This is a genomic window from Neobacillus drentensis (genome assembly GCF_021560175.1).
GTDB classification, from domain to species: domain Bacteria; phylum Bacillota; class Bacilli; order Bacillales; family Cytobacillaceae; genus Neobacillus; species Neobacillus drentensis_A.
Window position 1 is genome coordinate 5,395,535 of sequence record NZ_CP091110.1, and the last position, 15,771, is coordinate 5,411,305.

General features: G+C 41.0%; 10 protein-coding genes. 4 read left to right on the forward strand and 6 right to left on the reverse strand.

Annotation, left to right across the window (positions count from 1 at the left end):
- Positions 1-657: 657 nt before the first annotated feature.
- The 6 genes from uvrA to L1999_RS25715 form a co-directional block, all read right to left on the reverse strand.
- Positions 658-3,531 (reverse strand): excinuclease ABC subunit UvrA, encoded by a 2,874-nt coding sequence (uvrA, locus tag L1999_RS25690; RefSeq protein ID WP_235741110.1) that lies wholly within the window; start codon positions 3,529-3,531, stop codon positions 658-660.
- A gap of 7 nt (positions 3,532-3,538) precedes the next feature.
- Complete coding sequence (gene uvrB / locus L1999_RS25695) at positions 3,539-5,518, reverse strand: excinuclease ABC subunit UvrB (RefSeq protein WP_235741111.1); 1,980 nt, start codon at positions 5,516-5,518, stop codon at positions 3,539-3,541.
- A 329-nt stretch (positions 5,519-5,847) separates the two neighbouring features.
- On the reverse strand, positions 5,848-6,078 hold the full coding sequence (locus L1999_RS25700; RefSeq protein ID WP_235744467.1) for a CsbA family protein: 231 nt from the start codon (positions 6,076-6,078) through the stop codon (positions 5,848-5,850).
- 80 nt (positions 6,079-6,158) lie between these two features.
- Positions 6,159-7,610 carry a sodium/pantothenate symporter gene (gene panF, locus L1999_RS25705; protein ID WP_235741112.1) on the reverse strand — a complete coding sequence of 484 codons (1,452 nt, stop codon included), beginning with the start codon at positions 7,608-7,610 and terminating at the stop codon, positions 6,159-6,161.
- The gene (locus L1999_RS25710; protein ID WP_235741113.1) at positions 7,607-7,891 is read right to left on the reverse strand and encodes a YhdT family protein; all 285 of its coding nucleotides are present in this window, start codon (positions 7,889-7,891) and stop codon (positions 7,607-7,609) included. Before L1999_RS25710 ends, panF begins: the two co-directional genes overlap by 4 nt.
- 408 nt (positions 7,892-8,299) lie before the next feature.
- Entirely contained in the window at positions 8,300-11,425 is a 3,126-nt protein-coding gene (locus L1999_RS25715; RefSeq protein WP_235741114.1) for an efflux RND transporter permease subunit, read from the reverse strand.
- 266 nt (positions 11,426-11,691) lie between these two features.
- Here L1999_RS25715 and pssA point away from each other — a divergent pair, with 266 nt between their 5' ends.
- The 4 genes from pssA (at position 11,692) to L1999_RS25735 (ending at position 15,771) form a co-directional block, all read left to right on the forward strand.
- Positions 11,692-12,183 (forward strand): CDP-diacylglycerol--serine O-phosphatidyltransferase, encoded by a 492-nt coding sequence (gene pssA, locus L1999_RS25720; RefSeq protein ID WP_235741115.1) that lies wholly within the window; start codon positions 11,692-11,694, stop codon positions 12,181-12,183.
- A 198-nt stretch (positions 12,184-12,381) separates the two neighbouring features.
- Positions 12,382-13,659: a DedA family protein gene (locus L1999_RS25725; RefSeq protein ID WP_235741116.1), complete on the forward strand. Its 1,278-nt coding sequence runs from the start codon at positions 12,382-12,384 to the stop codon at positions 13,657-13,659.
- A 50-nt stretch (positions 13,660-13,709) separates the two neighbouring features.
- Positions 13,710-14,429 (forward strand): response regulator transcription factor, encoded by a 720-nt coding sequence (locus L1999_RS25730; RefSeq protein ID WP_235741117.1) that lies wholly within the window; start codon positions 13,710-13,712, stop codon positions 14,427-14,429.
- Positions 14,407-15,771, forward strand: coding sequence for a sensor histidine kinase (locus L1999_RS25735; RefSeq protein WP_235741118.1), 1,365 nt, complete (start codon positions 14,407-14,409; stop codon positions 15,769-15,771). Before L1999_RS25730 ends, L1999_RS25735 begins: the two co-directional genes overlap by 23 nt.

Consider the following 15,771-nt stretch of genomic DNA (forward strand, 5'->3'; position numbering starts at 1 on the left):
TTTATCACCTCTATCTTTTATTACGGACGGAGAAGGGAAAAGGTTTCTTTTTATTTTTTTGTTTGTGTAGGGGGGCGATTCCGCGGGATTGGACTGCTTTTCCGTGGGAATGTTGATTATTTCCGTACGTTTCTGGGTTTTTTCCGTGAGCTTTTGGAATAATTCCGCGGACTTTCGAATTAATTCCGTGCACTTACTGATTTTTTCCTCGCGGACGATCTGCGCCTGGCCTGGATTCTGGATGATTTCCGTTTTTTTCAGCGGGGTCTATGAATAATTCCGCGCGTTTCTTTGTTTTTTCCGTAAACTTTCCGATTATTTCCGTACACTTAAGCGTTTTTTCCGTAGAGGACCTGCGTCTAAGTTGGATTCTGCATGTTTTCCGTTTTTTTCAGCGGATTCTATGAATAATTCCGTACGTTTCCTCGTTTTTTCCGCGAACTTTTGAATTATTTCCGTACACTTTCCGTTTTTTTCCGAAAACCAACGACAGCTAAGCTAGTTCCCGCACTATATCCAGTTTATGACTCATACATTCTAATTTATTCCACCGACTTCCACATTAATTCCGCGAACCCGTACTATCTGTTCACCCGAATCAAAAAAAGCCGAAACCTTCCAGATTTTTTACCTGGAGATTTCGACTCTTCACTCTTCCTATGCCTTAATCGCACTCTTCTCTTCAATTTGTTGTTTCATCCGCTCTCGATCACGCTCAAGAACTGGTTTTAAATACTTTCCGGTATAAGATTCAGGAGTCTCAGCCACTTTTTCCGGAGTTCCCGTCGCGACGAGAGTACCGCCCTTATCTCCGCCCTCAGGACCGAGGTCGACAAGATAATCTGCAGTCTTAATGACATCCAAATTATGCTCAATTACCAGAACGGTATCGCCATTTTCAACTAGCCGCTGTAAGACAACCAGCAAGCGGGAAATATCATCGACATGAAGCCCGGTCGTCGGCTCATCTAAAATATAGAACGTTTTCCCATTTGAACGGCGATGCAGTTCAGAGGCAAGCTTGACACGCTGGGCCTCGCCTCCTGAAAGAGTGGTCGCCGGCTGGCCAAGCTTCACATAGCCTAGTCCAACATCCATAATGGTCTGCAGCTTCCGGCTGATTTTTGGAATATTTTCAAAAAATTCAACTGCCACTTCTACAGTCATATCAAGAATATCAGCAATATTTTTTCCTTTATATTTCACTTCCAGCGTTTCACGGTTATAACGTTTGCCGTGGCATACCTCGCACGGAACGTAGACATCTGGTAAAAAGTGCATTTCGATTTTGATAATTCCGTCCCCACGGCAGGCCTCACAGCGGCCGCCCTTCACATTAAAACTAAAGCGGCCTTTCTTATACCCGCGCACCTTCGCTTCATTCGTTGAAGCAAACACATCACGGACATCATCGAAGACCCCAGTATACGTGGCCGGATTTGAGCGCGGTGTTCGGCCAATCGGCGACTGGTCAATATCAATGACCTTTTCTAAATGCTCCATTCCCTTCACCGCTTTGTGTGCTCCCGGCTTGGTTTTGGCACGATTGAGCTTTTGCGCCAAGGATTTATGAAGGATTTCATTAATAAGCGTACTTTTCCCGGATCCGGATACCCCCGTCACAGCGATAAACAGACCAAGCGGAAACTTTACATTTACATTTTTTAAATTATTTTCAGATGCCCCTTTCACTTCAATAAAGCGGCCATCCGGCTTGCGGCGCTCAAGCGGCAGAGGGATGAATTTTTTCCCAGAAAGATATTGACCTGTCAGTGAGTTCGGGTCGGCCATTACTTCTGCCGGAGTCCCGGCAGACACAACTTCACCGCCATGAATACCGGCACCCGGACCAATATCAATCAGATAATCGGCCGCAAGCATCGTGTCTTCATCGTGTTCCACGACAATCAAGGTATTGCCAATATCACGCATGTTTTGCATCGTACCGATTAACCGGTCATTATCGCGCTGGTGAAGACCAATCGACGGCTCATCCAAAATGTAGAGCACACCTGTTAACCGTGAACCAATCTGGGTAGCCAAACGAATCCGCTGGGCTTCACCCCCGGAAAGTGTCCCCGCGGTACGGCTAAGGGTCAAATAATCCAGACCCACGTTAATTAAGAAACCGAGCCGTTCATTAATTTCACGGAAGATCAGGGCAGCAATTTGCATTTCTTTTTCAGAAAGCGTTAATTCCGAAAAAAATTGATCAGCATCTTTAATCGATAGGTCGGTTACTTGAGAAATATGGAACCCGTTAATTAACACGGCCAGCGATTCTTTTTTCAAGCGGTAGCCTTTACAGGTCGGACACGGCTGCTGACCCATGTATTTTTCCATTTGTTCACGGATAAAGTCTGAGCTTGTTTCCTTATAGCGGCGCTCGACATTCCGCATCACACCTTCAAATTGGATATGACCCTCACGAAGCTGCCCAAAATCATTTTCATAACGAAAATAAATTTTGTCTTTTCCGGAGCCATAAAGAACTTTTTCCATTTGGTGTTCGGGGATATCTTTAACTGGAATATCCATATCAATTCCGTAATGATCACAGACCGCTTGAAGCAGCTGCGGATAATATTGCGAACTGGTTGGCTCCCACGGGGCAATCGCATGCTGTTTTAGCGTCAGTTCCTTATTAGGGATGACTAAGTCAAGATCGACTTCCAGTTTGGAGCCGAGTCCGTCGCATTCAGGGCAGGCCCCGAATGGACTGTTAAAGGAAAACATCCGTGGTTCTAATTCACCAATCGAAAAACCGCAGATCGGACAAGCATGGTTCTCACTGAACAATAACTCTTCCTCACCCATTACATCGACGATAACGTTACCTTCCCCCAGCTTTAAGGCCGATTCAAGCGAATCAGCGACACGGGCTGCGACGCCTTCTTTGATGACAATTCGGTCGACTACCACTTCAATCGAGTGCTTCTTATTTTTATCTAATTCGATTTCATCACCAAGATCAAGCATTTCGCCGTCCACACGAATCCGGACGAACCCTTGCTTTTTGATATCTTCCAATACCTTTACATGGGCCCCTTTTCGGCCTGATATCACGGGTGCGAGGATTTGCATTTTGGTTCGTTCTGGATAGACTATAATCCGGTCGACCATCTGCTCAATCGTTTGGGATGTGATTTCAATACCATGATTCGGACAAGTTGGGTGTCCGACTCTTGCAAAAAGTAATCGTAAATAATCATAGATTTCCGTTACCGTCCCCACTGTAGAGCGCGGGTTGCGGCTTGTTGTTTTTTGATCAATCGAAATGGCCGGAGATAGTCCTTCAATCATATCAACATCAGGCTTATCCATTTGACCGAGAAATTGGCGGGCATACGCTGATAGAGATTCCACATAGCGGCGCTGCCCTTCTGCATAAATCGTATCAAATGCGAGCGAGGACTTCCCTGAACCGGAAAGTCCCGTCAGTACAACAAGCTTATCTCTCGGAATGGTGACATCTATATTTTTCAAATTGTGGGCGCGGGCGCCTTTCACAATCAGTTTTTCCATTGCCATATTACCGTCATCCTTCCGCTTTCAATTCCAATAATAAATCACGAAGCTCGGCAGCACGTTCGAAATTGAGTGCCTTTGCTTCTGCCTTCATTTCTTTTTCCATCGTCATGATTAGTTTTTCTCGTTCCTTCTTACTCATCTTGCCGAAGGATGCTGCTGGTTTGTATTCTTCCTGATCCTCAGCCGCTTGGGTCGCACGAATGACATCACGGATTTCCTTTTGAATGGTCTGCGGTGTAATCCCGTGTTTTTCGTTGTATTCCTCTTGGATCGCCCGGCGCCGCTTCGTTTCACTAATCGCCAGCTCCATCGAATTGGTGATTCGATCGGCATACATAATCACATGGCCATTGGCATTTCGGGCGGCCCGGCCGATCGTTTGAATTAACGACCGTTCCGAACGCAGGAAGCCTTCTTTGTCCGCATCGAGAATCGTGATCAGGGAAACCTCAGGAATATCAAGTCCTTCCCGGAGCAAGTTGATCCCGATCAGAACGTCATATTTTCCAAGACGCAGCTCGCGGATAATTTCAATCCGCTCGAGTGTTTTGACTTCTGAATGTAAATATTGAACCTTAATTCCAATCTCTTTTAAGTAATCGGTTAAGTCCTCTGACATTTTTTTCGTTAATGTCGTCACAAGGACACGTTCATTTTTCTTCACTCGATCTTGTATTTCACCAATTAAATCATCAATTTGCCCTTCAATTGGACGAACCTCAATCGTTGGATCAAGCAATCCTGTCGGGCGGATAATTTGCTCGATCATTTCCGGTGTATGCTCAAGCTCATATGGTCCTGGTGTGGCCGAGACAAATATCGCATTATGCACATGCTTATCAAATTCTTCAAAGGTAAGCGGCCGGTTATCAAGTGCGGATGGGAGGCGGAAGCCGTGGTCGACTAATACCTGTTTTCGCGCCTTGTCACCATTAAACATACCCCTGATTTGCGGTAAGGTAACATGCGACTCATCGACGATCAACAGGAAATCTTCCGGGAAATAATCTAGCAAGGTATACGGAGTGGACCCTGGCGGCCGTAATGTCAAGTGACGGGAATAGTTTTCGATTCCTGAGCAAAAGCCCATTTCCCTCATCATTTCTAGATCATAGCGTGTACGCTGTTCAATCCGTTGTGCTTCAAGCAATTTATCTTCCGCTCTTAATTCGGCAAGCCGTTCTTCCAGTTCTTTTTCAATATTTTCAATGGCTACCCGCATTTTCTCTTCGCGTGTTACGAAGTGGGAGGCCGGGAAAATGGCAATGTGTGAGCGTTCGCCGATAATTTCACCTGTTAAGGCATCGACTTCGCGAATCCGGTCAATTTCGTCTCCAAAGAATTCAACACGAACACAGTGTTCATCACGGGAAACGGGGAAAATCTCAACAACATCACCGCGGACACGGAAGGTTCCTCGTTTAAAATCAATATCGTTTCGTTCATATTGGATATCTACAAGGCGATGCAGGAGTTGATTGCGTTCGATTTCCATCCCAGTACGGAGAGATACAACCATCTCGCGGTATTCTTCCGGAGAACCGAGACCATAGATACAAGAAACACTGGCAATGATGATGACATCTTTCCGTTCAAATAAGGATGAGGTCGCCGAGTGGCGCAGTTTATCAATTTCATCATTAATACTGGCATCTTTTTCGATGAAGGTATCGGTTTGTGGTACATAAGCTTCCGGCTGATAGTAATCATAATAGCTGACGAAGTATTCGACTGCATTGTTTGGAAAAAAGTCTTTAAATTCACTGTATAGCTGACCGGCCAGCGTTTTATTATGGGCGATCACAAGGGTCGGTTTGTTCACTTCTTTTATGACGTTCGAAACGGTAAAGGTCTTCCCTGTTCCGGTCGCACCAAGCAGGGTCTGATGACGTTTATTGTTTTTAATTCCTTCCACTAACTGGCGAATCGCTTCTGGCTGGTCACCTTGTGGAGAGTACTTTGAAACTAATTCAAATTGATCATTCACAATTTATTTCCTCCCGTAAAAAGTATCACACTCAAAGCTTTCATTCTATTTATGATCCGGGATGGTGCTAGATAAGTGCGTTCTCGAAATTTGCATATTAACATTCTACCACAATCCCCCAAAAACAAACCAATAATATGCGAACGAATATTCGTTTTTTCATATTTCCTACGCAAATATAAACGGTTCGTTTTTTTATCGGCGGTTTTGAGTAAGTTATCAGCGGTTTCATGGAATTTATCGGCGGTTTCATGGAGTTTATCGGCGGTTTTTGTGCATTTATCGGCGAAACAAAGAAAAGCCTGCCAGTTTCAAGGCAGACTTCGTTTCTAACTATTCTTAACCTCACGCGGTCTCATCTTGGCTGCCAGCCAGAAGCCGGCCGTAAGCGAAAAGGCATCAATAACAATCAGGTAAAAGGTGTCCGTATAGCCTTTGTAAACAGACCCGGCAATGAGTGCCACGGTTAAAACAAGGCCGATAACGCGATTGTAAGTGACCCGAGAAAAAAGTAAAACCAGCAATCCGGGCATCGTTAGTGCCGAAAATATCCTAATCATCTCAAACATGGGTACACCTCACTTATAAAACTCGTTAATTTATTCTAAAAAGATATCCATAAAATTGCAACCAAAATCGCTTAATCCGCTGCGTTTTTTAAACGGAAATCAGTCTTTTGCTGCGATAATAGACTAACAATAATAAAGCCCAGCAATGACAGCACAATTGGCAGGACAACCGTATGCAGTCCAAAGGCATTCGGATAAAAACGATCTAATAGAATATAAGAACCCATTCCAATAATCATCGACGTGATTGCTCCGTACTTATTGCCCTTACTCCAATACAAGCCTAGAACTACCGGCCAAATAAACACCGATTCCAGTCCGCCAAAGGAAAATAGATTCAGCCAGACAATTAAATCAGGCGGGCTTAATGCGAGAATAATCACGATAATCCCAATAATCGCGGTTACACTGAAACTTACTTTTTTGATTTGTTTGTCCGCAGCATCGGGCTTAATATAATTCAAATAGATATCCTTTACCAAAGCCGAGCTCACCAAGATCAGTAAAGCATCGACGGTCGACATAATCGCAGCCATTGGGGCCGCCAGCACAATCCCGGCTACAAACGGAGGCAATACTTTCATGGATAACAGAGGCATAACGGTATCCCCAATTTTCACCCCAGGAAGCACGGGCCGGGCAAACACACCAATCAAATGCATTCCCAGCATGATAAAGCCGACGACAACCGTCCCAATAATAATGGCATTATGCATTGCTTTTGAGTTTTTATAGGACATCGCTCGGACCGTGATTTGCGGCAGTCCGACAACCCCAACACCAACCAAAATCCAAAACGACGAAACGTAGGCAGGCGTTAAATTATGCTGTGCACCAAACGGGCTGATGAGGTTCGGATTCTCTGCAGCTAAATCAGAAATGATGTTTGAAATCCCGCCGCCCGCTTTAATCGTCGCAATCAAAAGGATCAGTGTTCCCACAAACATCACAACACCTTGGACCGTATCTGTAAGTGCAACCGCACGAAAGCCGCCGACAATAACAAAGACGAGCACGGAAAAAGCAAAAATGAGTAAGGCAGTCGTATATGGCATGCCGGTCAGCGATTCCACCAAGCGGGCGCCGCCAATCCACTGTGCCGTCATCGATGAAAAAAGGAAAATAATAATACTCGCGGCGGACAGAATCACAACCGTTTTACTTTTATATCGTTCTTTTAGAAAATCGATTAGGGTGATCGCTTTATACTGCCGAGCCACAATCGCAAATTTCTTTCCAAGAACCATTAGCGTAAAATAACCGGTGACCAGCTGGGCCATGGCAAGAAGAACCCAGCCCAATCCTTGCGTATAGGCAATTCCAGGTCCGCCGATAAAACTGCTGGCACTTCCATAAGTGGCCACCATCGTCATGGCCAAGATGAAGCCGCCCATCTGCCGTTCCCCTAAAAAATATTCTTCTAGGAACGAGCTGGATTTTAGGACAAACTTATTCGACCAGATCCCCACTGCAAAAATAATCAATAGAAAAATAATTAATGGTGTAATAACGGCCCAGTTCACTTGTTTTCCTCCTCATTTACTTCAAAGGGGATGTCCTTGAAGATGAATTTCACGGTCAAAATGACAAGGATAATCATGACGATGGAGCCGAGAATACAGCTGTAAAAGAACCAAGCCGGCAGACCAAACACGTATGTATAATCTTTGACATCAACAGAACCAAGCCCGTAGGCAAAGCCATACCAAATAATAAAATTAAGAATAACAAGAATAACTCCAATTAGTGCTTCCTTATGGGCAATCTTAAAACGCTTGTCTAGAGAATCCACAGATTTTTTCACACTTTTACACCCCTAGTATGGATCTATATTTAGTTTGAATTTTTACCAGATTAAAACATTTTACCACAAACACTGAAAAAACCTTACTAACATGCGTATTAAATAAGGAGAAACCATGCATTTTTTACATTTGTAAAAAAAAATTTCAAAAATAAAACAGATGCAGACCCAAAAAGAAGATGATGAATAATTTTTTCACACTCTGTTGATTGGAGCGGAAGGCGCGAAGACTCCTGCGGGAGTACGGGGCAGGGGAGACCCCGCAGGAGCGCAGCGACGAGGAGGCTCCCCGTACCGCCCGCGGAAAGCGAAGCGCCTAGAGCGGAAATCAACAGACTAGTTTAATGTATAAAAAAAGTGGGTGCCCCCAAAAATTTTGGGACACCCACTTGTTGTTCAATCATAACATCAGCTAGCACTGCTTTGATTTGACGTATTCACATTTTTTGTCACAGTCTTTTTATGCAGCCATTCATAAATAATAGGAATGATTATAAAGCTGTTAATAGTAGATGTAATCATACCACCTATTACGACAATACCCAGCGTTTGTGAAATAACTGTATCGGCATTATGTGAAAATGCAAGCGGTAATAAGGTAAGGACCGTTGCGGCCGCCGTCATTAAGATTGGTCGAATCCTTGAAAGACTGCCAGTTAATACGGCATCTCTTACAGGCATACCTTCTTTTCGATTTCTTTCAATCTTATCAATTAAGACAATACCGTTGGTTACGACAATACCTGTAAGCATTAAAATACCAATTAATGCTGCAAGATTCCATTCTCCGTGGAAAAGGATTAACGCGATTACCACACCACTTAACGCAAGTGGAATGCTTAAAAGTACGGCTAATGGTGCTCTCCATCCTTTGAAAATCGAAGAAGTAATGAGCAATACTAATAGAATTGAGAAAGCTACTGCAATGGACATATCAAAAATCATTTGTTTGACTTGTTCCGTGATTCCTCCCAATGAATAGGTCACATCTTTAGGAAGTTTCATGCTGCTTAGAGCTTTGTCTGCTTGGCTTGACACTTTACTAATATCATTTGATGTAATCTGTGCGGTTACTAGAGCAAATGGTTGACCGTCTCTTTCGCTAATCGTTGAAGGAGACTGATCTTTTGAGATTTTCGCTAGTTGATCAAAACGAACTTTTTCACCATTACTTCCATTAATCGTTTCAGCAGCAAGAGATGCTAACACATCATCCGCAGAAGCATTAATTGTAATAGCAGAGTTTGTGCCTGAAGCAATTTGATCTAAATATTGGTCCACAGGAAGGGCTTTGTGATCAACCGTAATGGTTGCATCCTTAGATGCAGACATATAACGATTAATGACCGCTAGAATATCCGCCACTTTTACACCTTTCTTTTGAATGGCATTTTGGTCAAAAGTCACTTTGTATTTAGGTGAACCGTTGGTTAAATCAACCTTCCCATCCACACTTAGGTTGGCAATTTTTGATAAGTTCGTTCTTGCCTCTTGGGCTACTTGATCCAATGTTGCTTGATCTGAGCCAGTAAACAAGATGCGCATTTGTGAATCATCACCAGAAATATTTTGGCTTGTTACAGTATAAATGACGTTTTTAGATAGGGCCGGAAGCTGTGTTTGTAAATCTTTAATGACAGCATCAGCATCTTTTTCGTTTTTCAAAACAACAGCTAAGTTGGCCACGTTTGGATAGGTAATAAAGCCGCCGCCTTGGTCAAATACATCATCACTTTGAGGTGTCATGGTAGAACCAAAATTGGCTGAATAGGCATCGACTTTTGGATTGTTCTTTAACGTTTTTTCAATTTTTTGAACTTCAGAATCTACTTCAATTAAAGTGCTTCCTTTAGGCAATTCAGCTTTAATGGCAATTTGTCCGATTTTTCCACTAGGCAATAAACTTACTGGAAGAAAAGCTGAATAAATTCCAGAAGCTAAGAAGACTAGGATCGAAACAATAATCATTGCTTTTTTATGGTTAAACGCAGACTGCAATATTGGTTTCATTTTTGAATCGAGTTTAACCGTTTGCTGCTCTCTGTTTCCACCTTTCCAGCCCATAAAAGCAAGAGCAGGGATAACAAGCATCGCCACAAAGAAGGAAATGATTAAGGCAATGACGACTGACCAGGCGAATCCACTATATGAGGCACTGATGACGCCGCCCACAAAGGCGATTGGAATATAAACGGCAATCGTTGTGAGCGTAGAGCCCAATATCGCAGGAATCATTTCAGTTACAGACGATGCGAGAATAGAAAGCAAAGGTTTATCTTTCGATTCCTCTCTTTTTCGATACATGTTGTCCAAAATAACAATCGAATCATCGACAATCCGTCCCATCGCTACAATCAAACCAGAAACCGTTAAAATATTTAACGTGATCCCCATTGATTTTAAGAAAGCCGTTGTCGCTAACAATGAAATCGGAAGCGAAATGGCAATTAATAAGGTAGATCTTACATTTCGGAAAAAGAAGAACACACAGATCATCGAGAATAAGCATCCCAATAAACCTTCCCGAACTAATCCGAAAAGAGAGCTGTTTAATTCTTTTTCTCGGTCAAGTATTACTTTGAACGAAACGTCTTTTGGATTTACGGTATCCAAGTGAAGGTGTGCAACACGGTCCTTGACTTGGTCAGCGACATCCGTGATATTGGCTGAAGGTGTTTTAATTACATTTAACGTAACACTTGGTGCCCCATTTGTTCTGGAGACGGTTTTAACGTCATTTAAAGAATGGGTAATGGTACCAAATGCGGAAACAGGAATGACCTTTCCTTCCTTATTCTTAATTGTTGCATTCTCCATTTGCTGCTCTGTTAATGGTAACCCATCAAAAGAAACGGGGATGGATAATTGATTGTTAACAATATTTCCTTGTGGCATGGATGGAACAGCTAAAGCAAACGATTTATTGACATCATCCAAGGTTAATCCGTTTTTCACTAGATCTTTCATGCGGACAGTTAATACGTATCCATCCTTTGCTCCCCCTATGGCGGAGACATCCGCTATCCCAGGGACAGATTTTAATTGTTTTACAATCTCCTGTGTTGCAGTGGAACGCAGTGTTTGTTCATCTAATTTTGAACTTGTCACACTGTAAGTCAAAATTGGGAATGAACTAGTTGTTAATCTTGTTACCGAAGGAGTGCTTGTAATCGTTGACGGAAGATCTGCATTTGCTAAGGCTTTATTCACTTGATCTTCTGCCTGCTTCATATCTGTATTCATCGGAAAATACAGGCTCATAAACAATCCGCCATCATAAGAAGTGGTTTCGACATCGGCTAAACCATCGACTGTTTTGACGGCACCCGCCAGACTATCGGTCACTTGCTGTTTTACCTGTGCAGCTTGATACCCAGGTACTCGCATACTAACTGAAAGAGTTGTATTGTTAATTCCAGGCAAATAATCTCGTTGCATTTGGAATGCAGAAATACCTCCCCAAGCTAAAATTATGACCACACATACGATCATAAGAATCGCTCTTTGCATGGTTGCCTCTACTAATTTTTTCATTATTGGACCTCCCTGATTTTCAAACCATCGATACTTTTTAAAAAAAACCTACTATCCCAGACAGCTGCACGAATGCATTAAATACAACTATGATACGCTGTCTAAAACTGGGTAAACTAAGTATATAAAAGCAACCTTTTCGTTCTATGAATTAATCATTAAGAATTCCTTAAGATGCCAAAAATACTTGATAAGGATTGGTTTTTGTACGAACCTTCAGGAGTTTTATTGCTATTTAAATGTGAGATTTAGTTAGGGGGATGACCTTGTTCAATCAGCTTGTAAAAGCGGTGCCCAATTTATTTACGCTTGGAAATCTATTGTGCGGTGTGCTATCCATTACATGTAATATGAGTGGTTTATTAGAGGTCTCGGCTGTTTTAATATTCTTTTCAGCTGTTTTTGATCTTTTAGATGGAAGGGTTGCAAGAAAATTAAAAGTGAACAGTGCATTAGGCGTACAATTGGATTCCTTAGCTGATATTGTCAGTTTTGGAGTGGCACCTGCGCTTTTATTTCATTCATTAGCAGCCCCATCTATTTTAACTTCTTTAGCCTTTATTCTTTTCCCGATGATGGGGGCATTAAGATTAGCTAGGTTCAATGTTAAACCAACGGTTGGACATTTTAGAGGGTTACCAATTCCAGCCGCTGGATTGCCATTGGCAGGTATGGGATTCTTCTTATATAGCAATGCGTGGATTACCTTAATCCTTGCTCTCCTAATGGTAAGTCCAATTAGGGTTAAAAAACTTTAATGATAATTCCCTCTGAAAAAAGCTATTAACCTTTTCCTAATGGGTATAGCTTTTTTATTTTTACATAATCCTTTTTGTTCCCTTAATACAAGATTAAGAATTCCTTAACATAGAAAATGGACGCCTTTATCGTGCTACATTAATATTGAAGAATTTATGACTTTAAAGTTTCTTTTTATAAAAAATGGAGGCATTTATATGTCACACTTAATCACTTTATTTGAACAGCACAGTTATCTGATATTATTCATAGGGATTTTTCTAGAACTCATGGCACTGCCGATTTCAGGTGAATTTTTAATGAGTTACGCTGGGTATTTTGTCTTTCAGGGGAAAATGAATTACCTTTTGGCCCTTCTGACAGTCTTTTTATCAGGCGGCGCAGGTATCACTGTCACGTATTGGATTGGTAAGGCCGGAGGATACAAACTAATCGAAAAATACGGCAAGTATATTCATCTTGGGCCCGATCGATATACGAAAACAGCTGCTTGGTTTGAACGTTCAGGCAGTAAATTGCTGGTCTTTGCTTATTTCATTCCTGGTATCAGGCATTTTACTGGTTATATCTCCGGGATTTCTAGAATGCCGTTTAAAAAATTTATTATTCCGGCTTATACAGGTTCATTCTTATGGGGAGTTTGTTTTATCACGTTAGGAAAAGTTTTGGGCCCGCGCTGGAAGGTTTTCCATCAGGCTGCAAGTAAATACTTTATCATTTTTATTATTGTTTTTGTGATATTGTTAGTTGGTTATTTTGCTTATCGGTTTTATAAAATTCAAATTAAAAATTTATTTATTCATTCCATTAATTGGTTAACGAATCGACTTAAAACGATAAGAAAAACAGAGATCTTTCTTATTTTTCTCACTTTCGTTTTAATCGGTATGGTAACTTTGATGCTGGGAATGGCTCAGGATTATTTATATAGTGAATTTACTCAGTTTAATGAAGTGGCTGAATATATGGTTCATTCAGTTGGTTTTAAGAGTTGGATGAAGAGCTTTTTAGTACTCCAACCTCCGTTTGCGCTTGGCAGCATTCTAGCGATCACGATCATTCGTATTTGGATAAAAGGAAGAAACAGAGTGCTAGAGTATCTTTTGCTCACCGTATCCATAGTAGGAGCAAAGCCTTTTCATGATTCAATCATAAAGACATTTTCTTTTCTTCAATCTTTTGGTTTTGCAGGGAAATTTCATTCCGCCAATTTCCCTGATCTAAATGCTACTATGATCATCATTATTTATGGAACATGCTGTTTTTTACTTATTCGTCACTCGAAAAATAGTTATATATCCATTTTCGTTCCTTTAATTGGGTTATTGTTATTAATGGGGTTAACCATTGCAAATATTGCATCCACAAACGTACTTCCAAGTGATATTGTGGGTGGATATGTATATGGTGGTGTCTGGATATTCTTTAACTTCTTGCTTTTTGAAATGCTAAGACTAGTAATAGATAAGGAATAAATTAAAATTTATTGAGTTGTAAGGAGATTGTTAAGAAGGGATGAGTGTAGTTGAAAACACATATTCTTGTAATCGAGGATGAAACTCAGATTGCACGTGTCTTAAAAGTGGAATTGGAGTATGAGGGCTATCAAGTCACAGTCGAGCATGACGGTAAAGCAGGCTTAGAAGCCGCCTTGCAGCCTGGAATCGACTTAATTTTATTGGATGTAATGCTGCCAGGATTAAGTGGAATTGAGGTCCTAAGGAGATTGAGAAAGGAGAATAGTAATCTTCCTGTTATTTTACTAACCGCACGAAATACAACATTTGATAAAGTAGCCGGATTAGATCAGGGAGCTAATGATTATGTAACAAAACCTTTTGAAATTGAAGAATTATTAGCGCGTATTCGCGCCTGTATACGCAATTATCCTAATAAACTGGAAGCCCAAAAGCAAGAATCACCCTTATTGACAGTAGAGGACCTGATCATAAACACGGATACCAGAGAAGTAGAAAGGAATGGAAAAGAAATTTCGTTAACACCGAAGGAATACGACTTCTTGGTTTATTTAGTAATGAATAAAAATAAGGTAGTGACACGGGAGAGCATCATCATTAACGTTTGGGGATATGAATTTGAGGGCGAAACCAACGTCATCGATGTCTTTATAACACACCTTAGAAAAAAAATGGATGAAGGTTTTTCTTCCCATTTAATTACAACCGTTAGAGGGATTGGTTTTACCATAAAGGAGAAAGCGGATGAAAATCACTACAAAAATTAACCTCTTAACAACTGTCTGGATGCTTTGCATATTAATGCTCATTAATTTCGTGGTCTATTTTTCATTTATGAAAACAACCGTCAATATGGAAGAGAATGTCCTTTTTCAAAAGGCTGAAGATATTGTAAAAGGTATCGATACAAACCTATCCTCTAAGAATGTTGAGGCAAAATTAAAAGAGTATTTAACCGACCATTCCTATATTCGAATCATACAACCGAACAGCAAGGTGCTTCATGAAGTAGCCAATGATCAAAAACTCCTAAAAAAAATAAAAGGAAAATACACGAAGACAAAACAAGCTCAAACTCGTCTGATCTCTGCGGAAAACGGGGAAGAACAAGTATTGATTGTTCGTGTTCCAATTAATAATCGGAGCTTAGAAATGGGAGAACGGTTATCAGGTCTAGAAACGAGAAAGGAAATTCTTCGCGCGATTTTGGTATTTTGCACCATATTAGCAACGATATTATCCTTACTTGGAGGCAGATGGTTAGCTAATATGATTATGCGACCCATTTCAACTATGATCAAAACCATGGAAGAAATTGAAAAGAGCGGTGTTCCTAAAAAGATCAGCATTCAAAATGAGACAAGAGATGAACTCCAAACAATGGCGAGTACATTTAATCGGATGATAGAAAGGATCCAAGAAAGTATGGCGAGGCAATCACAGTTTGTGTCTGACGCATCACATGAATTAAAGACACCATTAACTGTGATTAAAAGCTATGCAAATCTCTTAAGAAGGCACGGATTAGAAAATAAAGAAATGGCTGACGAGGCTATCCATGCCATTCATTCAGAAGCAACCAGAATTCAAAAGATGACTGAAACATTTTTAGACCTAGCTAACTTAGAGCAAGAAAATGTTTTAGAAATACATAATGTAGATTTGGTATCTTTATCTGAAAGTATTCTAAAACAGCTCAAAGATGTCTATAAAAGAGAAATCACCCTGCGTTTTGAGGAAAATCCAATCACCATTTATGCGGATGAATTAAAGATCAAGCAGGTAATTATCATTTTGCTTGATAATGCCATTAAATATAGCAATGAACAAATAGAGGTCTTTATAAACAGGGATTCACAACATGCGAAAATCCAGATAAAAGATTATGGTATTGGAATTCCCCAGAAAGAAATTGAGAATATTTTCGAGCGGTTTTACCGAGTGGATAAAGCAAGAAGCAGGGAAACTGGAGGTTCTGGATTGGGTCTGCACATTGCCAAAAGTATTATTAAACTACATAAAGGTGAAATTAAAATAAACAGCAAAGAAGGATCAGGAACTACAGTAGAACTATTTTTACCCATTAGCAATAGAGATAGTGAAGTTTAA